The following is a 21765-nucleotide window of genomic DNA, read 5'->3' on the forward strand; positions in this document are numbered from 1 at the left end:
ATTATCTGTAATTTCGTATGGCAAAAATCTTGTTGATTCTACCACAAAACAAGCGGTTTATGGCTTTTGCGTGAAGGCCGTCTGAAACAGGATTTCAGACGGCCTTCGTTATTTAATAAATTGAATTTAGTTGCAGCCAGAATCTTTGTCCGCAGCCTGCAAACTCAATTCTTTGCGTTTTTTAGCCCTTTCATAACGGCAGCGTTGGCGCGGTGTATTGATTTCCAAAGGCGGTACAGGAACCGGCTTACCGTCTTCAACGGCAACCATGGTGAAGTAGCAGCTGTTGGTATGACGCACTTCGCCGGTGTGGATGTTTTGCGCCTCTACACGGATGCCGACTTCCATAGAAGTACGGCCTGTGTAGTTGATGCTGGCGTAAAAGGTTACCAGTTCGCCGACATGAATGGGCTCTTTAAACAATACTTTATCAACAGACAGAGTAACGCAATAGGTACCGCTGTAACGGCAGGCGCAGGAATATGCCACTTGGTCAAGCAGGCGCAGAAGATCGCCACCGTGAACATTGCCGCTGAAGTTTGCCGTATAAGGCATCATCAGCTCGGACATGATGAGTTCATGGGAAGGTAGCTGGCGTTCCGGTTTCATAGTTTCTTCTCCTTTTGATATTTATTTTTAAATTGTCTGAAAACTTCAGACTGCACGTGTGCCAAATCATTCTACCGTTTTTAAACGTTGACTTTCAACTCCTTGCCTACCCGTTTACAGCCATTTTCTACGCGAAAAGAAAATCAGCAGTCCGATGATGATGCACAGCATCACACCCAAAACCATGAAATAGCCGTAATGCCAATGCAGTTCGGGCATATTGTCGAAGTTCATGCCGTAGATGCCGGTGATGACGGTCAGCGGCATAAAGATGATGGTGATAACCGTCAACACGCGCATTTGCTGGTTCATGCGGTTGGATTGGAAGGAAAGATAAATGTCCATCATGCTCAACACCATATCACGCGAGGCATCAAGCGATTCGATAAGCTGCATATTGTGGTCGTACACGTCGCGCAGATAGACGGTCGATTCGCCTTTGAAAATAGCAAAATCACCGCGCACGGCCAGTTGATAGAACACATCGCGCAATGGCAAAAGCGTGCGTCGCAGACGGACGGCATCGCGCTTGAGGCGGTGAATCTTACTGAGAATATCGCTGTTTTCATTTTTAAACAGGGACTTGTCTATTGCTTCAACACGGTTGTTGTACGACTCCAAAACGATGAAATAGTCGTCCACAATGCGGTCAAGCAGGCAATAAGCAAGAAACGCCGTATTTTTGTTCAAAATATTGTGCGGATTTTCGTGCATCTGCCGGCGGAGATGGCTGAACAAGCCCAATGGTTTTTGTTGGAAAGACAACACAAAATCTTTGCCGATAATCACATACACTTGGTCGGAATGAAGCTTGCCTGTGGAGGTATAGTGGTAAACCTGTGCGGCAGTAAAAACATAGCTGCCGTAGTCTTCGATTTTCGGACGCTGTTTGCGGCTAAGAATATCTTCAATAACCAGCTCATGGATACCATAAGGCTCAAGCGCGTGTTTAAGCAAGGCAACATCATTGATGCCGACAAAATGCAGCCAGTTGATTTGGCCTTCTTGCGGACGGGTAATATCAGGCAAGTTTTTTCCGGCAAGATAATCATGCTGAACAAAGGTATCGGCAGAATACAAGGTTTGATGAATGGCAGAGCGCGGCGCATTGTCGGTATTGCTGCGCTGCATGGCTTGGTCTTGCAGAGTGTCGGTTGTCTCAACTGGATTGGCTGGTTTGCTCATAAAAATAAATCATGTTCTTTTAGTTAGAATGAATTGTACAGACAGAAAAGGCCGTCTGAAAACTGATTTTCAGACGGCCTGACAATATCGATCAACGCTTTATTAGGCTTGAGGAACGGTTTTCTCCAACTCCAATGCAGCGGCAAGCAAGGACAGACGCGCCATTACGCCGTAAACGTAGAGGCGGTTGTGTTCGTTGTCCACGTCGCAGTCTTTTTCAGAGCGCGGCATACCGAGCGAATCCCATTGTTCAAATACACGTTTGCAGGCTTCGGGGGCTTCTTGAGAATTGTCGCCGCTGCCGGTGGGGATGCTGTTGGACAGCGGAACAAACACCATACCGCCTGCATTGAGGTTTTCGTCTGCACCACGGCCTTCGTGTACACGGAAGAAGCCGCCGATAACGAAACGGTCCATCATATAAACGACGGGTTCGCACACGGCGCCGTTCATGGTTTCATAGGTATAAATACCTTCTTGGACAATCACTTCGCTAACTTCCAAACCTTCTTTGACTTTCGCCATTTTATTGCGGTTTTTACGGTTCAATCCGCGCACTTCATCTGCAGATTTAACGCTCATCACGCCCATACCGTAAGTGCCTGCATCGGCTTTCACAATAACGAAAGGCTGATCGGTAATACCCAATTCGTCGTATTTGGCTTGAATTTTCGCCAATACGCGCTCTACCGCGCCTGCCAATGCATCCTCGCCTTCACGCTCTTGGAAATCCAGACCGCTGATTTTTTCAAAATAAGGATTGATTTGCCATTCGTCGATGTCAATCAACTTGGCAAAGTCGGCTGCAACTTGATTGTACGCGCCGAAATGTTCGGTTTTACGGCGAGTCGTCCAGCCGCCGTGCAATGGAGGCAAAACGGTTTGACTGATGTCTTTAAGGATTTCAGGAATACCCGCAGACAAGTCGTTATTCAACAAAACAACGCAAGGCGAGAAGCCGTCTGCAAGATGGACGCGCTCTCGGGTACGCAATAAAGGCTCAAGCAAAATTTTATCGCCCAACGCAGTCTCAAACTCAGTTGGCTCAGTCACTTCAGGATTCAGACTACCCAAACGCACTTCATACCCTGCCGAACGCAAAATCTCGCTGAGTGCGTAAACGTTTTGCAGATAGAATGTGTTGCGTGTGTGGTTTTCAGGAATAATCAATACGGATTTTGCCGTTTCACAGGCGCGCTGTACCGCATCTTGCGCGGCAACCGCCGCCAGCGGGATAAAGTTGGGATTCAAATTATTGAAGCCGCCCGGAAACAGGTTCATATCGATAGATGAAATTTTGTAACCGGCATTACGGATGTCAACCGAACCATAAAACGGCGGACGGTGTTCGTTCCATTGCGAACGGAACCATGCTTCGATTTTGGCGTGGTTGCACAAGATTTTCGCTTCAAACGCCTGAAGTTGCGACAGATGTTCGGCAGCCATTACCGGTAATTTCATTCTCTATACCTCTTGGTAAGTGTGGATGTTGAGTGAGAATAATAGAACTTTTTAGTGCATTTCGACAAGTATTCTTTCAGATAAGATGCATCTTTTTGTCAACAATTCTACAATTTGTCTAATTTCTGATTAGGATTTTTGAAACTTTGCGACAAATTTTAAAAATTGGACAAATTTCTATTGCACAGCCCCTATAAAAAGCCTAAAATCCGCCCATAAACGCAAACCATCATTCATACCTAACAATAGCAAAGATAACCCATCATGAGCGCACAAACCCTCTACGACAAACTCTGGAACAGCCACGTCGTCCGCGAAGAAGAAGACGGCACTGTCCTGCTTTACATCGACCGCCACCTGGTTCACGAAGTAACCAGCCCGCAAGCATTTGAAGGCTTGAAAATGGCCGGCCGCAAACTCTGGCGTATCGACAGCGTGGTCTCCACAGCCGACCACAACACCCCGACCGGCGACTGGGACAAAGGTATCCAAGACCCGATTTCCAAACTGCAAGTCGATACTTTGGACAAAAATATTAAAGAGTTTGGCGCACTCGCCTACTTCCCGTTCATGGATAAAGGTCAGGGCATCGTTCATGTTATGGGGCCGGAACAAGGCGCAACCCTGCCCGGCATGACCGTTGTCTGCGGCGACTCGCACACCTCTACCCACGGCGCGTTCGGCGCGCTGGCACACGGTATCGGCACTTCCGAAGTCGAACACACCATGGCGACCCAGTGCATTACCGCGAAAAAATCCAAATCCATGCTGATTGCCGTTGAAGGTCGTCTGAAACCGGGCGTTACCGCCAAAGACGTCGCCCTCTATATCATCGGACAAATCGGCACGGCAGGCGGCACGGGCTACGCCATCGAGTTCGGCGGCGAAGCCATTCGCAGCCTTTCTATGGAAGGCCGTATGACCTTGTGTAATATGGCGATTGAAGCCGGTGCGCGTTCAGGCATGGTTGCCGTTGACCAAACCACCATCGACTATGTAAAAGGCAAACCTTTCGCACCTAAAGGCGAAGCATGGGACAAAGCCGTCGAATACTGGCGCACGCTGGTGTCTGACGAAGGCGCCGTATTCGATAAAGAATACCACTTCAAAGCCGAAGACATCGAGCCTCAAGTAACTTGGGGTACCTCACCTGAAATGGTTTTGGACATCAGCGGCAAAGTGCCTAATCCTGCAGAAGAAGTCGATCCGGTCAAACGCAGCGGCATGGAACGCGCCCTTGAATACATGGGCTTGGAAGCCGGTACGCCATTAAACGAAATCCCTGTCGATATCGTCTTTATCGGTTCTTGCACCAACAGCCGTATCGAAGACTTGCGCGAAGCCGCCGCTATCGCCAAAGGCCGTAAAAAAGCGGACAATGTACAACGCGTGTTGATTGTTCCCGGCTCCGGTTTGGTTAAAGAACAGGCCGAAAAAGAAGGCTTGCACGAAGTATTTATCGAAGCCGGTTTTGAATGGCGCGAGCCGGGTTGCTCTATGTGCCTCGCCATGAATGCCGACCGCCTGACCCCGGGACAACGTTGCGCCTCTACTTCCAACCGTAACTTTGAAGGCCGTCAAGGCAACGGCGGACGCACCCACCTCGTCAGCCCTGCCATGGCAGCCGCAGCCGCGGTTACCGGCCACTTTACCGACATCCGCACTATGGCTTAAAGTATTTTCAGACGGCCTTTATTGATCAGGCCGTCTGAAACAATACCTTGCTCAAGTAAGTTTTCCTATTGCGCAAGACGTCCGAAAACCTTCTAAATCATTGATAACTCGAAAGGAATCTAGTATGAAAAAACTGTTTGCATTGGCTGCCGCAGCCCTCATCCTGTCAGCTTGTTCCAGCACTTGGTCCGGCGCAAAAAACGATGCCAACCGCAATTGGGACAAAACCAAAGAGACTGCCGAGCGCGTAGCCGATAAAACCAAAGAAACTGCTGAAAACATTGCCGAAAAAACCGGCGAAGCCGTTAAAAAAGGCGGCAATGCAGTGGGCCGCGGCATGAGCCATGTTGGAGAAAAAATCGAAGCCGCTACCGAATAATTCGGTAAATCAGGCCGTCTGAATCTCCTGACTCCGTTTCAGACGGCCTGATACTTTATTATTTGTTCAGACATTTTCACGATTCCAAGCAAAAGGAAGAAACAATGAGTAATCCGTCAAGCTGGTTTGGTATTCACGCTCACGATTTTGATCGCGCCAAAGCCTTTTACGAATCCGTATTCAGCAAACCCCTGCAAGACATTGGCGGCAACGGATTCCGTTTCATCATTTTTCCAGCCGATTACACCCAACACGGTACGGCCGGCATGATTTGGCATGACAGCAACGCCCAGCCCGGCCACGGCGGTACAACCATTTTCTTCAATTGCCCGGATTGTGCCGAAACAGCAGAAAAAGCCGTTGCAGCAGGCGGCAAACTGTTACAAGAGAAATTCCGAATTGCCAACGGCTTTGCAGCATTTATCGAAGACACAGAAGGCAACCGAATCGGTTTGCACAGCACACGCTAACCCGAATAGCCATAAAATTTCCCATTATTACTATAAGAATCTGACATGAAAGCCTTTACCAAAATTACCGCCATCGTTGCCCCGCTCGACCGCAGCAACGTCGACACCGATGCCATCATCCCCAAACAATTTCTGAAATCCATCAAACGCAGCGGCTTCGGCCCCAATGCCTTTGATGAATGGCGTTACCTCGAACACGGCGAACCGGGCATGGACAACAGCAAACGCCCGTTGAATCCGGATTTCTCCCTGAATCAGCCACGCTATCAAGGCGCACAAATCCTGTTGACGCGTAAAAACTTCGGTTGCGGCTCTTCACGCGAACACGCCCCTTGGGCATTGGACGACTACGGCTTCCGCGCCGTCATCGCCCCCAGCTTTGCCGACATCTTCTTCAACAACTGCTACAAAAACGGCCTCCTGCCCATCGTGTTGACTGAAGAACAGGTGGACCAGCTTTTCAAAGAAGTTGAAGCCAACGAAGGCTATCAGCTCTCCATCGACCTTGCCGAACAAACCCTGACTACCCCTAGCGGCGAAACATTCACATTCGATATTACCGAACACCGCAAACACTGCCTCTTGAACGGCTTAGACGAAATCGGCCTGACTCTGCAACACGCTGACGAAATTCACGCCTTTGAAGAAAAACGCCGCCAAAGCCAGCCTTGGCTGTTTAACGGTTGATATACAAAAGGCCGTCTGAAAAATTTAAGTGTTTCAGACGGCCTTTAATCTACACAAATATATTATGATTACCGACACCATAAGCAATGCCACCCGCTACGCTGCCTTGCATCCCGACTTTGCCGAAGCCTTCCATCTGTTGCAGACCTTGGATTTTGCCAATCTGCCGGACGGCCAAGTGCCATGCGAGAATCCCAATATCCGTATTTTTATCGGCAGCGAGCCGATGAGGACGCAGAGAGAAGCCCAGCCTGAAGCGCACTTAAAACACATTGATATTCAAACGCCGATTGATGGCAGCGAAACGTATGGCTGGATAGACAGAGGCCGTCTGAAAAACGGTTTAGGCTACAACGAAAAGCGCGATATCGAATTTTTCGACTGCGAGCCGGAAACCTGGTTGACCTTGGAGCCCGGCGAATTTGCGCTATTTTTCCCGAATGATGCGCATGCCCCATTGGTCGGTGTCAGGGCGAACATACGCAAAGTTGTTTTTAAAATCCGTGTTGAAACCGAACGTCTATAATATTTCAGACGGCCTTATCCCCTTATTCAGAACAAAATATGTCTTTTTTCAGCAGGTTGTTCCGCTCTAAACCTAAATTAATGACTTGGCAGGAATTTGTCGAATACTTTGCCCATCGCATCCAAGAAGAATTGCATCTTGAGGCAAAAATCGACTGGGGCGAAATTATTGCTTCCTCGCCTATCATCGTCCATTTTTCCGAAGACGATGAAGCGTCATTCAGCACATATTTGAGCAACCATTACACAAGTTATCTGCAAAATCCTGAGGCCTTGGAGGCTATTGTTGCTGCCAATTTAGCGGTTATCTATAAGATTCAAGACACTGATGCCAGTGTTTCAGCACAACAAATTCTTCCTACGATTAAAAATACGATTTATCTGGAAAACACCAGACTGATTACAAATACGGACGAAGCCGAACCTGCCGATTATCTGGTATATAAACCGATTGCGGGCGATATCATGTTGCTTTATATGGTGGATACGGACGAATCCATGCATACGCTCAATCATGAGCATATGAAAGAGGCCGGTATTGAAGATGAAGACACCTTGTATCGTACCGTTATGGATAATTTGCGCCAACGGATGAATGGACGTGTCCAAATTCATCATGCCGAAGGTTGGTCATTGGCTCAAATCCATTTGGATAACGACTATGATGCTTCCCTGATTTTGCTTTTAGACGAAGTACTTAAAGACGATCCTATGCTGCCTGCCAATCCTGTTTTTGCAGTCCCGGCACGCAACGCCCTGCTCGTTTGCAGCCCGTCCGATGAAGAGGCTTTGCAGGCGATGGCGAATATTGTCCTGCAGGCATTTGAAGACTCTGCCTATGCGATTTCTACCCAACTTTACCAGTACCATAATGGTACAATCAGCGTTTTCAGAGCAAATTGATTTAAGGCCGTCTGAAAAACTGACGACCTGCCCTTTACCTAAAACCTTCCCATAAGGAAACACGAAATGACCAAACATATCGCTATCTTGCGCGGCGACGGCATCGGCCCTGAAATCGTTGCAGAAACCGTCCGCGTACTCGACAAACTTATCGAACAAGGTTTGGATGTCAGCTACGAATACGCGCCTTTGGGCGGTGAAGCCTATGACGAATACGGCCATCCTTATCCAGAATTCACGCAAAACCTTTGCCGTAAAGCCGATGCGGTCTTGCTTGGTGCAGTCGGTTCTCCTCAATACGACAATCTCGACCGTCCGCTGCGCCCTGAGCGCGGCTTGTTGGCCATCCGTAAAGACTTGAATCTGTTTGCCAATTTGCGCCCTGCCATTTTGTATAAAGAGCTGGCCAATGCTTCCACTCTGAAACCGGAAATCGTAGCCGGCCTTGACATCCTTATCGTACGCGAACTGACCGGCGATATTTACTTTGGCGAACCGCGCGGCATCCGTGTTTTAGAAAACGGCGAACGCGAAGGCTACAACACCATGAAATACAGCGAAAGCGAAATCCGCCGTATTGCCCACGTTGCCTTCCAATCCGCCCAAAAACGCAGCAAAAAAGTTTGCTCCGTAGGCAAAGCCAACGTTTTGGAAACCACCGAACTGTGGCGCGAAATCTTTGAAGAAGTCGGCAAAGAATACTCTGATGTCGAGCTTTCCCATATGTACGTCGACAATGCTGCCATGCAATTGGTACGCGCCCCCAAACAATTTGACGTGATTGCCACCGGCAACATCTTCGGCGACATTCTGTCTGACGAAGCGTCTATGCTGACCGGCTCTATCGGTATGTTGCCTTCCGCTTCTTTAGATGAAAACGGCAAAGGCCTGTACGAACCATCCCACGGCTCAGCTCCCGACATTGCCGGTCAAAACAAAGCCAATCCGCTGGCAACCGTTTTGTCCCTCGCCATGCTGCTGCGTTACAGCCTAAATGACGAGGCACGCGCGCAACAAGTTGAAAACGCTGTACAAAAAGTACTGCAACAAGGCTTGCGTACCGGTGACATTTACGAAGAAGGCACCAAACTGGTTTCCTGCTCGGAAATGGGCGATGCCGTATTGGCCGCTTTGTAAGAAGGCCGTCTGAAAAAAAGCGTGGGACCAATCCCACGCTTTTTTATATGCGAAAACTTGAAATCATCAAAAAGGGCGTGTCTTCACACGCCCTTATGCCTTTTTCAGACGGCCTTAAGATTGAAAAAATCAACCTCTTTTGTGTTTGCCGCCAAAGTTGTCGTTAGACTTACGCTTGCCTTTAAAGCCTTCACCGCCTTTTTTGAAACCGTCAGCTTTTTTGAAACCATCTTTCTTAAAGCCATCTTTCTTGAAACCGTCTTTTTTATGACCTTCGCCGCGAGCTTTACCGCCGAAGCCCTCTTTTGCCGGTTTCTTATCGCCGCGCCAGCCGCCGGATTTGCGATCGCCCCAGCCGCCTTTGCCTTTCGGTTTGCCGCCGGCAGATTTGCGTTTGCGTGTCGGTTCCATGCCTTCGATGGTCAGCTCAGGCAATTTACGGCCGATGTATTTTTCGATTTTGTGTACTTTGACGTATTCGTTCACTTCGGCAAAAGTAATCGCGATACCGGTACGGCCTGCGCGGCCGGTACGGCCGATGCGGTGAACGTAGTCTTCTGCCTGTTTCGGCAAGTCATAGTTGATAACGTGGGTAATGGTCGGTACGTCGATACCGCGTGCGGCTACATCGGTAGCAACCAAAATTTTGCAGCGGCCTTTGCGCAAGTCCATCAGCGTACGGTTACGCCAGCCTTGCGGCATATCGCCGTGCAGGCAGTTGGCGGCAAAACCTTTTTCGTACAGTTCATCCGCGATGACTTCGGTCATGGCTTTAGTGGATGTAAAGATCACGCATTGGTCAATATTGGCATCGCGCAAGATGTGGTCAAGCAGGCGGTTTTTATGGCGCATATCGTCGCAATACAACAGCTGCTCTTCGATTTTGCCTTGATCGTCCACACGCTCGACTTCGACGACTTCAGGGTCTTTGGTCAGTTTGCGCGCCAGTTTGCCCACCGCACCGTCCCAAGTGGCGGAGAACAACAAAGTCTGACGATCGCTCGGCGTCGCTTCCACGATGGTTTCGATGTCGTCGATAAAGCCCATGTCCAGCATACGGTCGGCTTCGTCCAGAATCAGCACTTCCAAACGTTCAAAATCAACTTTGCCGCTCTGCATCAAGTCCATCAGACGACCCGGAGTGGCGACAATCAGGTCAACCGGTTTGCTCAAAGCACGGGTTTGGTAGCCGAACGATGCGCCGCCGACGATGCTGACGGTGCGGAACCAGCGCATATTTTTGGCATACGCCAGCGCGTTTTTCTCGACTTGCGCCGCCAATTCGCGGGTCGGCGTCAACACCAACGCGCGCGGGCCTTTGCCCGGTTTTTCGCTGCGTTTGGTCAGTTTTTGCAAAGTCGGCAGCAGGAATGCTGCGGTTTTGCCTGAACCGGTTTGTGCCGAAGCCATAATGTCGCGGCCATCCAAAGCAAACGGAATCGCTTGCGCCTGAATCGGGGTCGGGCTTTCATAACCCTCGCTGCTTACGGCAGACAAAATGTTTTTATCAAGGTTCAAATCGGCAAATTTAATAGACATATCTATCCTAAGAGACAACAACGCGCACGCCTGAACAATTTCAGACGACCTGAAGCAAAGGAAAGTAACGATACGGGAAATGTGAAGTTACAGGGTTGTCGCAAGCATCTTGCTTGTGGTTAACATCGACGACAACCTGCACAGAAAAGGCTTTGCAAATATGCAAGCAATAAAAGAAACGCGCCCGAAACGGCGGTTTAGGTTGGATGACGATGGCTTCGTATCAAAAGACGAACGGCGGATAATATAGATTTTATGGATAACAGTCAAGCAAAAAGACATCAAGTGCGTTAAAATCCAAACCCTTCCCAATACTTATTCAGGCCGTCTGAAACCATGACCGACATTACCCCCTTTGCCAACCGCTTGGGCAAAAACATCAAACATCTTATGAAATGGGCAAAACGCAACAATATCGAAGCCTGGCGCATTTACGACCGCGATATTCCCCAATTTCCCTTTGCCATCGATGTTTACGGCGACCAAATCCATCTTCAGGAATACGATACCGGCTGGCTGATGCAGCCCGAAGAATACGAAGCATGGCTTTCGGATGTATTGGAAGCCATTGGTTTTGTGACCGGTTTTGCGCCCGAACAAATCCACCTCAAACGCCGCGAACGTCAAAAAGGTTTGCAGCAATACGAGAAAACCGGCAAAACCGGTGATGATTTCGTCATCACTGAAAACGGCCGCAAGTTTTGGGTCAACCTCGACAAATACCTCGATACCGGCCTTTTCCTCGACCACCGCAACACGCGCAAAAAAGTCGGCGAAACCGCAACAGGCAAACGCTTCCTCAACCTGTTTTCCTACACCGGCAGCTTCACCGTCTATGCAGCCACCGGCGGCGCGGCATCCAGCGAAACCGTCGATTTATCCAACACTTATCTCGATTGGGCAAAACGCAATTTCGAACTCAACAGCATCGACACCGAACAACACAAAATCGTCCGCGCCGACGTGTTCCAATACCTGCAAAACGCCGCCGCCGAAGGTAAACAGTTCGACCTTATCGTCATGGATCCGCCCAGCTTTTCCAACAGCAAAAAGATGCTCGACATCCTCGACATCCAGCGCGACCACCAAAAACTCATAGCCGGCGCGATGAACCTACTCGCTTCAGACGGCATTTTGTACTTCTCCAACAACTTGCGCAGCTTCGTCTTGGACGATTCGGTATCGGAGCAATACGCCGTCAAAGACATTTCCAAACAATCCGTTCCCGACGATTTCCGCAACAAAAAAATCCATCAATGCTGGGAAATCAAGCATAAATAAGCATCAGGCCGTCTGAAAGCCAGTTTTCAGACGGCCTGATTACCATATTGAATCTCTCAATCAATAGGCGCATAATTTAAGAGATTGTTGACAATATCAAAAGGAAAAGAACATGCAAAACTACCTGACACCCAATTTCTCATTCGCCCCCATGATTCCGGAACGCGCGCTCGGCAGCCGGGTTTGGGATACCGAAGGACGAGAATACATTGACCTGTCAGGCGGTATTGCTGTGAACGCGCTAGGCCATTGTCATCCCGATTTGGTCGCTGCCTTGGCCGAGCAGTCGCAAAAACTCTGGCACATTTCTAATATCTATACCACCCAACCGGCGCAAGAATTGGCCAAAAAATTGGTCGAAAACACCTTTGCCGACAAAGTGTTTTTCTGCAACTCCGGTGCAGAGGCCAATGAAGCCGCGCTGAAACTGGCGCGCAAATATGGCCGCGATCATTTTGGCGAACACAAAACCGAAATCATCTCCTGCCTCAACAGCTTCCACGGCCGCACCCTGTTTACCGTATCCGTCGGCGGCCAGCCCAAATACAGCAAAGACTACGCGCCGCTACCGGCCGGCATTACCCACGTTCCCTTCAATGATGTTGCCGCATTGGAAGCAACCATCAGCGACAAAACCTGCGCCGTGATTATCGAGCCGATTCAAGGCGAAAGCGGCATCCTGCCTGCCACCCAAGAATATCTTCAAGCCGCACGCCGTTTGTGCGACAAACACGGCGCTTTGCTGATTTTGGACGAAGTGCAAACCGGCATGGGGCATACGGGCAAACTGTTTGCCTACGAGCATTACGGCGTAACACCCGATATCCTCAGCTCCGCCAAAGCCTTGGGGGGCGGCTTCCCGATTGGCGCAATTCTGACAACCGATAAAATCGCCCCAACCTTCGGCCCTGGAACACATGGCTCGACCTTTGGCGGCAACCCAATGGCGTGCGCGGTCGGCAGCCGTGCATTCGACATCATCAATGCGCCCGAAACATTGGCACACGTTGAACAACAAGGCCAAAAACTTCAGACGGCATTGCGTGAAATAGGCGAAAAGACCGGCGTATTTAAAGAAGTCCGCGGCATGGGCTTGCTGCTCGGCTGTGTATTGGCAGACGAATACGAAGGCAAGGCATCGAAAATCACCGCCGCCACTTTGAAACACGGCCTGATGGTACTGGTTGCCGGCGCCAATGTGGTGCGTTTCGCCCCCAGCCTGCTGCTGAACGATGAAGACATGGCCGAAGGCTTGAAACGTTTTGAAGCGGCTTTGGCCGAATGGTTGGCCTGATTTCAAAACCCAATATCCAAATCAACCGACAGCTTTTGGTTCTATTAATGCCATATAGTGAAGGCCGTCTGAAAGACTATTTTGAGTTTTTCAGACGGCCTTTTTTCAATATTGAAAACAACATCCACCTACATGCTTTGTCATTTGATGTTTGTTAAAAATCGTACTGCCTCTTCGTGTTACGCTTGGCAAACAATTTGATTTTTCAAAGAAAAGGAGCAGGAGATGGTATCGTTGAAAACACAAATCGCCGGTTTTTCTTTTGACAACTGCCTGATGAATGCCGCTGGGGTGTCATGTATGACTGTTGAGGAATTGGAAGAGGTCAGACAGTCTGCTGCCGGCACTTTCATTACCAAGACAGCAACGCTTACCCCTCGTCAAGGTAACCCCGAGCCGCGTTATCGGGACGTCCCTCTCGGCAGCATCAATTCGATGGGCTTGCCGAATCAAGGTATTGATTACTATCTGGATTACCTGCTTACCCTTCAAGAGTCTCAGCCGGAACGGACATTTTTTCTCTCACTGGTCGGCCTGTCGCCCGGCGAAACACATATCCTGTTGGAAAAGGTGCAAAACAGCGGGTTTAACGGCATTACCGAACTCAACCTATCCTGCCCAAACGTCGCCGGCAAACCGCAAATCGCCTACGACTTTGAAACCACCGAGCAAATTTTGGGCGAAGCCTTTGCCTACTTCGACAAGCCCTTAGGCATCAAATTGCCGCCGTATTTCGATATTGCCCATTTTGATCAGGCGGCGGAAGTGTTCAACCGCTATCCCTTAAAATTCGTCAACTGTGTCAACTCCATCGGCAACGGCATGTATATCGAAGACGAATCCGTCGTCATTCGACCGAAAAACGGCTTCGGCGGCATAGGTGGCCAATACATCAAACCGACCGCGCTCGCCAATGTCCACGCGTTCTATCAAAGATTAGATCCGTCTATCCAAGTCATCGGAACAGGCGGCGTTTACAGCGGCCGTGATGCGTTTGAACACATCTTGTGCGGCGCAAGTATGGTGCAGATCGGCACGGCGCTACACCAGCAAGGCGTGGACATTTTTGAACGGGTTTCCCTTGAATTTAAAGCCATCATGGCGCAAAAAGGCTACGAAAAACTGGAAGACTTCAAAGGCAAATTGAAATATTTTGCATAGGGTTTACTCTAAAAAAACGCCCAAGGCCGTCTGAAAATTTCAGACGGCCTTGTTGTATAATTGCTCCCCACATTACCCGTCTTCCCCCTTCAATGAAACTCAACCCCCAACAGCAAGCTGCAGTCAAATATCTAGGCGGCCCCCTGCTCGTCCTTGCCGGCGCAGGCAGCGGCAAAACCGGCGTGATTACGCAAAAAATCAAGCATTTGATCGTCAATGTCGGCTATCTGCCGCATACCGTCGCCGCGATTACCTTTACCAATAAAGCCGCCACGGAAATGCAGGAGCGCGTCTCCAAAATGCTGCCCAAGTCGCAAACGCGCGGGCTGACGATTTGCACCTTCCACTCTTTAGGCATGAAGATTCTGCGCGAAGAAGCCAATCAAATCGGTTACAAAAAAAACTTTTCCATTCTCGACTCTACCGACAGCGCCAAAATCATCGGCGAGCTCTTGGGCGGTACGGGCAAAGAAGCCATATTCAAAGCGCAGCATCAAATTTCCCTTTGGAAAAATGATTTAAAAACGCCTGAAGATGTCGTTCAGACGGCCTCTAATGTGTGGGAAGAGCAAACAGCACGCGTCTATGCAAGTTATCAGGAAACCCTGCAAAGCTATCAGGCAGTAGATTTTGACGACTTAATCCGCCTGCCTGCCGTGCTGTTGCAGCAAAACAGCGAAGTGCGTAACAAATGGCAGCGGCGGCTGCGTTATCTGTTGGTTGACGAATGCCAGGACACCAACACCTGCCAATTTACCCTGATGAAGCTCTTGACCGGCGCGGAAGGCATGTTTACCGCCGTCGGCGATGACGACCAGTCCATCTACGCATGGCGCGGCGCAAACATGGAAAACCTGCGCAAAATGCAGGAAGACTATCCGCAGATGAAAGTCATCAAACTGGAGCAAAACTACCGCTCCACCGCGCGAATTCTCAAAATCGCCAACAAAGTGATTGAAAACAATCCCAAATTGTTCACCAAAAAACTTTGGTCGCAGTTCGGCGAAGGCGAAATCGTCAAAGTCGTCGCCTGCCAAAACGAGCAACACGAGGCCGACTGGGTCGTCAGCCAAATCGTCAAGCAGAAGCTGGTCGGCGGCGACAAAACCCAATACGCCGATTTCGCCGTGTTATACCGCGGCAACCATCAGGCGCGGATTTTTGAAGAAGCCTTGCGCAGCGCGCGCGTTCCCTACCAACTCTCCGGCGGACAGAGTTTTTTTGACAAAGCCGAAATCAAAGACGTTTTGTCCTACTTGCGCCTGCTTGCCAATCCCAACGACGATCCCGCCTTCCTGCGCGCCGTTACCACGCCCAAACGCGGCATCGGCGATGTAACGCTCGGCAAACTCAACACCTACGCACACGAACACGAATGCAGCCTGTATGAAGCCGCGCAAACCGAAGAAGCTCTAGCATTACTGAACAACACCAACCGCCAACACCTGCAAACCTTTATGGATATGTTCGGCAGTTACCGTGCTAAAGCCGAAACCAGCGAAGCGGGCGAACTCATCAACAGCCTGCTCAAAGAAATCGACTACGAAAACCACCTGCTAGCCAATGAGGAAGGCAAAGCAGGCGAGATCAAATGGCGTAACGTTACCGACCTGACCGGCTGGCTGGAACGCAAAGGTGAGCAAGATGGTAAAAACATCATCGAGCTTGCCCAAACCATCGCCCTGATGACGCTTTTGGAGGGTAAAAGTGAAGAAGAAGTCGATGCCGTCAAACTCTCCACTCTGCACGCCTCCAAAGGTTTGGAATACCCTTACGTTTTCCTTGTCGGTTGCGAAGAAGGCATCTTACCTCACAACGACAGCATCGAAGAAGACAATGTCGAAGAAGAGCGCCGTCTGATGTACGTCGGCATTACCCGCGCCAAACGCCAACTTACACTGACCCACTGCCTCAAACGCAAAAAACAAGGCACATGGCAATTCCCCGAGCCGAGCCGTTTCATAGACGAAATGCCGCAGGAAGACATCAAAATCCTTGGCCGCAAAGGCGGCGAGCCGATTGTGAGCAAGGAAGAAGGAAAAAGCAATCTGGCAGGATTGCTGGATATGTTGGGAAACAAAAGAAAAGGATAAAGCAAGGCCGTCTGAAAGTAAGGTTTCAGACGGCCTTATTGTCAGCAAAATGTCAAAGTCAACAATTAAATAATTTTCACTTTATACCTTTACACCTATCCGTCCCCATTCCTCCCGATTCTTCAAAAATAAACAAAAATAATCCAATAATCAGGTACAAAATAAAAAACTGGGCGGCACGATTGCCTTATTCCCCTTCAATTTACAAGCAAAAATTGTCAACACTTGAAGTATAAATTCACAAGCAAAATTGCATTTTTCAGGTATAATAATGGATTCCCCAACTGCATTTTGTGAGCTGAATCCATGTCTGTTGTTCTGCCCTTGCGCGGTGTAACCGCCCTTTCCGATTTCCGTGTTGAAAAATTCTTGCAAAAAGCAGCCGCACTCGGTCTGCCCGAAGTGAAACTGAAAAGCGAATTTTGGTATTTTGTCGGCAGCGAGAAAGCATTGGATGCCGCGACTGTCGAAAAACTGCAAGCCTTGTTGGCGGCGCAAAGCGTTAAAGAAACGCCCGAAGCGCGCGAGGGCTTGCATTTATTTTTGGTAACGCCCCGTTTGGGTACGATTTCGCCGTGGGCTTCCAAGGCGACCAATATCGCGGAAAACTGCGGTTTGGAAGGCATAGAGCGCATCGAGCGCGGCATGGCGGTGTGTCTGGAAGGTCGTCTGAATGATGAGCAGAAACAGCAATGGGCGGCTTTGCTGCACGACCGCATGACCGAATCCGTACTGCCCGATTTTCAGACGGCCTCCAAATTATTCCACCATCTCGAATCCGAAACCTTCTCCACCGTTGATGTTTTGGGCGGCGGTAAAGAGGCTTTGGTCAAAGCCAATACCGAAATGGGTTTGGCACTCTCCGCCGACGAAATCGATTATCTGGTTGAAAACTATCAGGCTTTGCAGCGCAATCCGTCCGATGTTGAATTGATGATGTTCGCACAGGCAAACAGCGAACACTGCCGCCACAAAATCTTCAACGCCGATTTCATCCTCAACGGCGAAAAGCAGCCCAAATCCCTCTTCGGTATGATTCGCGACACGCACAACGCGCATCCCGAAGGCACGGTCGTCGCCTATAAAGACAATTCGTCCGTGATCGAAGGCGCAAAAGTCGAGCGTTTCTATCCGGATGCGGCGGAAAACCAAGGCTACCGTTTCCACGAGGAAGACACGCATATCATCATGAAAGTGGAAACGCACAACCATCCGACCGCCATCGCGCCGTTTGCGGGCGCGGCAACAGGCGCGGGCGGCGAAATCCGTGACGAAGGCGCGACGGGCAAAGGTTCGCGTCCAAAAGCGGGCTTGACCGGCTTTACCGTGTCCAACCTCAACATCCCCGACCTCAAACAGCCGTGGGAACAAGATTACGGCAAGCCGGAACATATTTCCTCGCCGCTGGACATCATGATTGAAGGCCCCATCGGTGGCGCGGCGTTCAACAACGAATTCGGCCGCCCGAACCTCTTGGGTTACTTCCGCACTTTTGAAGAGAAGTTCGACGGTCAGGTTCGCGGCTACCACAAACCGATTATGATTGCAGGCGGCTTGGGCAGCATTCAGGCGCAGCAGACGCATAAAGACGAAATCCCCGAAGGCGCATTGCTGATCCAACTGGGCGGCCCGGGTATGCTTATCGGCTTGGGCGGCGGCGCAGCTTCTTCCATGAATACCGGTACGAACGACGCCTCTTTGGACTTCAACTCCGTGCAACGCGGCAACCCCGAAATCGAACGCCGCGCGCAAGAAGTCATCGACCGCTGCTGGCAGCTTGGCGACAAAAACCCGATTATCTCCATCCACGACGTCGGCGCAGGCGGCCTCTCCAACGCCTTCCCCGAACTCGTCAACGATGCCGGACGCGGTGCGGTATTTAAACTGCGCGAAGTGCCGCTGGAAGAACACGGCCTCAACCCGCTGCAAATCTGGTGCAACGAATCACAAGAGCGTTATGTATTGTCGATTTTGGAAAAAGATTTGGACACCTTCCGCGCCATCTGCGAACGCGAACGCTGCCCGTTTGCCGTGGTCGGCACGGCGACTGACGACGGCCATTTGAAAGTGCGCGACGATTTGTTCTCCAACAATCCCGTCGATTTGCCGCTGAACGTCTTGCTCGGCAAACCGCCCAAAACCACGCGCAGCGACAAAACAGTTACGCCGTCTGAAAAACCGTTTAACGCGGGCGATATCGACATCACCGAAGCCGCCTACCGCGTTCTGCGCCTGCCTACCGTAGCCGCTAAAAACTTCCTGATTACCATCGGCGACCGCAGCGTCGGCGGCATGACCCACCGCGACCAAATGGTCGGCAAATACCAAACCCCCGTAGCCGACTGCGCCGTGACCATGATGGGCTTCAACACTTATCGCGGCGAAGCAATGTCTATGGGCGAAAAACCGACCGTCGCCCTGTTTGACGCGCCCGCTTCAGGCAGAATGTGCGTCGGCGAAGCCATCACCAACATCGCGGCGGTCAACATCGGCGACATCGGCAATATCAAACTTTCCGCCAACTGGATGGCGGCGTGCGGCAACGAGGGCGAAGACGAAAAACTCTACCGCACCGTCGAAGCCGTCTCCCAAGCCTGTCAGGCATTGGATTTGAGCATTCCCGTGGGCAAAGACAGCCTGTCGATGAAAACCGTTTGGCAGGACGGCGAAGAGAAAAAATCCGTCGTCTCGCCATTGAGCCTGATTATCTCCGCGTTCGCGCCTGTCAAAGACGTGCGCAAAACCGTTACGCCTGAGTTGAAAAACGTCGAAGACAGCGTATTACTGTTTGTCGATTTGGGCTTCGGCAAAGCACGCATGGGCGGCTCTGCATTCGGTCAGGTGTACAACAACATGAGCGGTGACGCGCCCGATTTGGACGATACAGGCCGTCTGAAAGCGTTTTACAACGTAATTCAGCAGCTTGTCGCCGAAGACAAACTTTTGGCGTATCACGACCGCAGCGACGGCGGTTTGTTTGCGACGCTGGCGGAAATGGCGTTTGCGGCACGGTGCGGCTTGAATGTGGATTTGACCTCACTGGTTGCCAACCAAGCCGATGTCAACGAAGCCAGCATACGCGCATTGTTCAATGAAGAGCTGGGCGCAGTGATTCAAATCGCCAAACAAGATGTCTCGGCAGCAGAAGCCTTGTTCAAAGCGGCAGCGTTGCCCTTACATACCGTTGCCACCATCGGTTCTGACGAAAAAATCGTTATCCGCAATCAGGCAGGCATCGTGTTGGAACAAACCCGCGCCGACCTGCAACGTGCATGGCAGGAAACCAGCCACGCCATTCAGAAACTGCGCGACAACCCTGCCTGCGCCGACAGCGAGTTCGCCCTGATTGGCGACAACGACCGCAGCGCATTGTTTGCCGACGTGAAGTTTGATGTAAAAGAAGACATCGCCGCGCCGTTCGTCAACAGCGGCGCAAAACCCAAAATCGCCATCCTGCGCGAACAGGGCGTGAACGGGCAAATCGAAATGGCCGCCGCCTTTACCCGCACCGGATTCGATGCCTACGACGTGCATATGTCCGACCTGATGGCAGGCCGCGTCCACCTTGCCGACTTCAAAATGCTGGCGGCGTGCGGCGGCTTCAGCTACGGCGACGTACTCGGTGCGGGCGAAGGCTGGGCGAAATCCATCCTGTTTCACCCCGCCTTGCGCGACCAGTTCGCCGCCTTCTTCGCCGACCCGAACACGCTGACATTGGGCGTGTGCAACGGCTGCCAGATGGTCAGCAACCTCGCCGAAATCATCCCCGGCACGGCAGGCTGGCCGAAGTTCAAACGCAACCTGAGCGAACAGTTCGAAGCGCGCCTGAGCATGGTTCACGTTCCCAAATCAACCTCCCTGATCCTGAACGAAATGCAGGGCTCCAGCCTGCCCGTCGTCGTCAGCCACGGCGAAGGCCGCGCCGACTTCGCGCTTCACGGCGGCAAAATTTCAGACGACCTCGGCATCGCGCTGCAATACGTCGACGGACAAAACCAAGTTACCCAAACCTATCCGCTCAACCCCAACGGCTCGCCGCAAGGCATCGCCGGCGTCACCAACGCCGACGGCCGCGTTACCATCATGATGCCCCACCCCGAACGCGTGTACCGCGCCGCACAAATGAGCTGGAAACCGGAAGACTGGACGGAACTGTCCGGCTGGTACCGCCTCTTCGCCGGCGCACGAAAAGCTTTGGGTTAACCGGCAGGCTGATTTGATTCGGCTTTAAAGAGAAAGGTCGTCTGAAAACGATTTAGCGGATTCTGTTAAATCTGTTTTCAGACGACCTTTATATGTTCTTTTGCGTATGAAGACCGAACCAACCGCTGTCATTCCCGCGCAGGCGGGAATGACGGTCATAGGAAAATCAATGCATTACCCAAAATAATTAAATTAGAAAACTTAACTTTGATAGGAAGACTTAAATGGCAAAAACAAAATATTCCGCACGGATCAATGGGGAACATATTGATGGGACAATAGAAATTATAAAAAGAATCGTCTTACATCTGCATGATATGGGCAAAACACAATTTAAGGTAAAAGATGTAGATGAACAGATTGAAGAACTAAAAAACCAATGGCAGATTACTCCTGACTATAATGATGATACACGTGCTTCTTTGTATGTACTTAGTGTTAATTCAAACTCAAGGAAGCATTATCACGAATCAATGCACCAAGACTTTTTATGGTGGAAAAAAGGAGGAATATTTGAATTATACAAACCAACAAATTTTCAAATAAACTCAACCCAATCTTTGGAACAAGATCTCGGTAAACTCAAAGAACAATTAGTATCCGAAATTGAACCAGAAAAGCGAACCGAAATCGAAACCTTAATAAAAGCCCGTCAAGGGCAAGGCAGATTCCGGCAAAAACTACTCGAACTGTATCCGAACTGCCCGCTAACAGGTTTAGATGTTCGGTCTTTACTTATTGCCAGCCATATCAAACCTTGGAGCAAATGCAATAATGAAGAGAGGTTAGATCCCTTCAATGGACTGATGCTCGCACCCAATATTGACGCATTATTCGATAGCGGACTGATTACGTTTGATGCCGACGGTACGATAAAAATCAGTCCGAAAATCGATCCGGAAAATCAAAAGCGGCTTGGGATTTTTCCCGATATGCAATTAAAAATCGAACCTGAAAGCGAAAAATATTTCGAGTATCACCGCAACCATGTCTTCCAAAAAGAAGAATAGATGGGTTGAACAGTCCGTTGATTTAAGGTCGTCTGAAAACGATTTAGCGAACCTCGCTATATCCGTTTTCAGACGACCTTTTTGCGTCCTTTTGAGTATAAAGACCAAACCCGTCGCCGTCATTCTGTATAATTCCCACTTTTAAACTATAATC

At 50.3% G+C, this 21765-nt stretch carries 17 protein-coding genes; 13 read left to right on the top strand and 4 right to left on the bottom strand.

The features are described 5' to 3' along the window. Nucleotides 1-126: 126 nt before the first annotated feature. The 3 genes from O3660_RS07405 to gshA form a co-directional block, all read right to left on the bottom strand. Nucleotides 127-609, bottom strand: a complete 483-nt coding sequence (locus O3660_RS07405; RefSeq protein ID WP_049351048.1) for an acyl-CoA thioesterase — start codon at nt 607-609, stop codon at nt 127-129. 114 nt (nt 610-723) lie between these two features. Beyond that, a complete protein-coding gene (gene corA / locus O3660_RS07410; RefSeq protein WP_049351049.1) occupies nt 724-1794 on the bottom strand; it encodes a magnesium/cobalt transporter CorA in 1071 nt (356 codons plus the stop codon). Between the two features lie 102 nt (nt 1795-1896). Next, nucleotides 1897-3255: a glutamate--cysteine ligase gene (gshA, locus tag O3660_RS07415; protein WP_049351050.1), complete on the bottom strand. Its 1359-nt coding sequence runs from the start codon at nt 3253-3255 to the stop codon at nt 1897-1899. A 264-nt stretch (nt 3256-3519) separates the two neighbouring features. Here gshA and leuC point away from each other — a divergent pair, with 264 nt between their 5' ends. From leuC to leuB, 7 genes are all read left to right on the top strand, one after another. Next, nucleotides 3520-4929 carry a 3-isopropylmalate dehydratase large subunit gene (leuC, locus tag O3660_RS07420; protein WP_049351051.1) on the top strand — a complete coding sequence of 470 codons (1410 nt, stop codon included), beginning with the start codon at nt 3520-3522 and terminating at the stop codon, nt 4927-4929. A 124-nt stretch (nt 4930-5053) separates the two neighbouring features. Continuing rightward, nucleotides 5054-5308, top strand: coding sequence for a hypothetical protein (locus O3660_RS07425; RefSeq protein WP_049351052.1), 255 nt, complete (start codon nt 5054-5056; stop codon nt 5306-5308). A 104-nt stretch (nt 5309-5412) separates the two neighbouring features. Continuing rightward, a complete protein-coding gene (locus O3660_RS07430; RefSeq protein WP_049351053.1) occupies nt 5413-5778 on the top strand; it encodes a VOC family protein in 366 nt (121 codons plus the stop codon). A gap of 45 nt (nt 5779-5823) precedes the next feature. Next, nucleotides 5824-6465: a 3-isopropylmalate dehydratase small subunit gene (leuD, locus tag O3660_RS07435; protein ID WP_371464794.1), complete on the top strand. Its 642-nt coding sequence runs from the start codon at nt 5824-5826 to the stop codon at nt 6463-6465. A gap of 64 nt (nt 6466-6529) precedes the next feature. Then, on the top strand, nt 6530-6991 hold the full coding sequence (locus O3660_RS07440; RefSeq protein ID WP_049351054.1) for a YhcH/YjgK/YiaL family protein: 462 nt from the start codon (nt 6530-6532) through the stop codon (nt 6989-6991). 38 nt (nt 6992-7029) lie between these two features. After that, the gene (locus O3660_RS07445) at nt 7030-7893 is read left to right on the top strand and encodes a DUF1444 family protein (RefSeq protein ID WP_049351055.1); all 864 of its coding nucleotides are present in this window, start codon (nt 7030-7032) and stop codon (nt 7891-7893) included. Between the two features lie 66 nt (nt 7894-7959). After that, the gene (leuB, locus tag O3660_RS07450) at nt 7960-9030 is read left to right on the top strand and encodes a 3-isopropylmalate dehydrogenase (protein WP_049351056.1); all 1071 of its coding nucleotides are present in this window, start codon (nt 7960-7962) and stop codon (nt 9028-9030) included. 129 nt (nt 9031-9159) lie between these two features. On the opposite strand, the gene O3660_RS07455 is transcribed toward leuB, so the two are convergent. After that, the gene (locus O3660_RS07455) at nt 9160-10569 is read right to left on the bottom strand and encodes a DEAD/DEAH box helicase (protein ID WP_049351057.1); all 1410 of its coding nucleotides are present in this window, start codon (nt 10567-10569) and stop codon (nt 9160-9162) included. 336 nt (nt 10570-10905) lie between these two features. On the opposite strand from O3660_RS07455, the gene O3660_RS07460 reads away from it, so the two are divergent. From O3660_RS07460 to O3660_RS07485, 6 genes are all read left to right on the top strand, one after another. Then, entirely contained in the window at nt 10906-11850 is a 945-nt protein-coding gene (locus tag O3660_RS07460) for a class I SAM-dependent methyltransferase (protein ID WP_049351058.1), read from the top strand. Between the two features lie 112 nt (nt 11851-11962). Beyond that, entirely contained in the window at nt 11963-13144 is a 1182-nt protein-coding gene (locus O3660_RS07465) for an aspartate aminotransferase family protein (protein WP_049351059.1), read from the top strand. Nucleotides 13145-13369: 225 nt separating this feature from the next. Next, nucleotides 13370-14305 (top strand): dihydroorotate oxidase, encoded by a 936-nt coding sequence (locus O3660_RS07470; protein ID WP_049351060.1) that lies wholly within the window; start codon nt 13370-13372, stop codon nt 14303-14305. Nucleotides 14306-14397: 92 nt separating this feature from the next. Continuing rightward, nucleotides 14398-16398 carry a DNA helicase Rep gene (gene rep, locus O3660_RS07475; protein ID WP_049351061.1) on the top strand — a complete coding sequence of 667 codons (2001 nt, stop codon included), beginning with the start codon at nt 14398-14400 and terminating at the stop codon, nt 16396-16398. Between the two features lie 306 nt (nt 16399-16704). Continuing rightward, nucleotides 16705-20601: a phosphoribosylformylglycinamidine synthase gene (gene purL / locus O3660_RS07480; RefSeq protein ID WP_049351062.1), complete on the top strand. Its 3897-nt coding sequence runs from the start codon at nt 16705-16707 to the stop codon at nt 20599-20601. Nucleotides 20602-20825: 224 nt separating this feature from the next. Then, complete coding sequence (locus O3660_RS07485; RefSeq protein ID WP_080974634.1) at nt 20826-21611, top strand: HNH endonuclease; 786 nt, start codon at nt 20826-20828, stop codon at nt 21609-21611. Nucleotides 21612-21765: the final 154 nt, after the last annotated feature.

The organism is Neisseria sp. 27098_8_139, from assembly GCF_041433195.1.
Classification (GTDB): domain Bacteria; phylum Pseudomonadota; class Gammaproteobacteria; order Burkholderiales; family Neisseriaceae; genus Neisseria; species Neisseria subflava.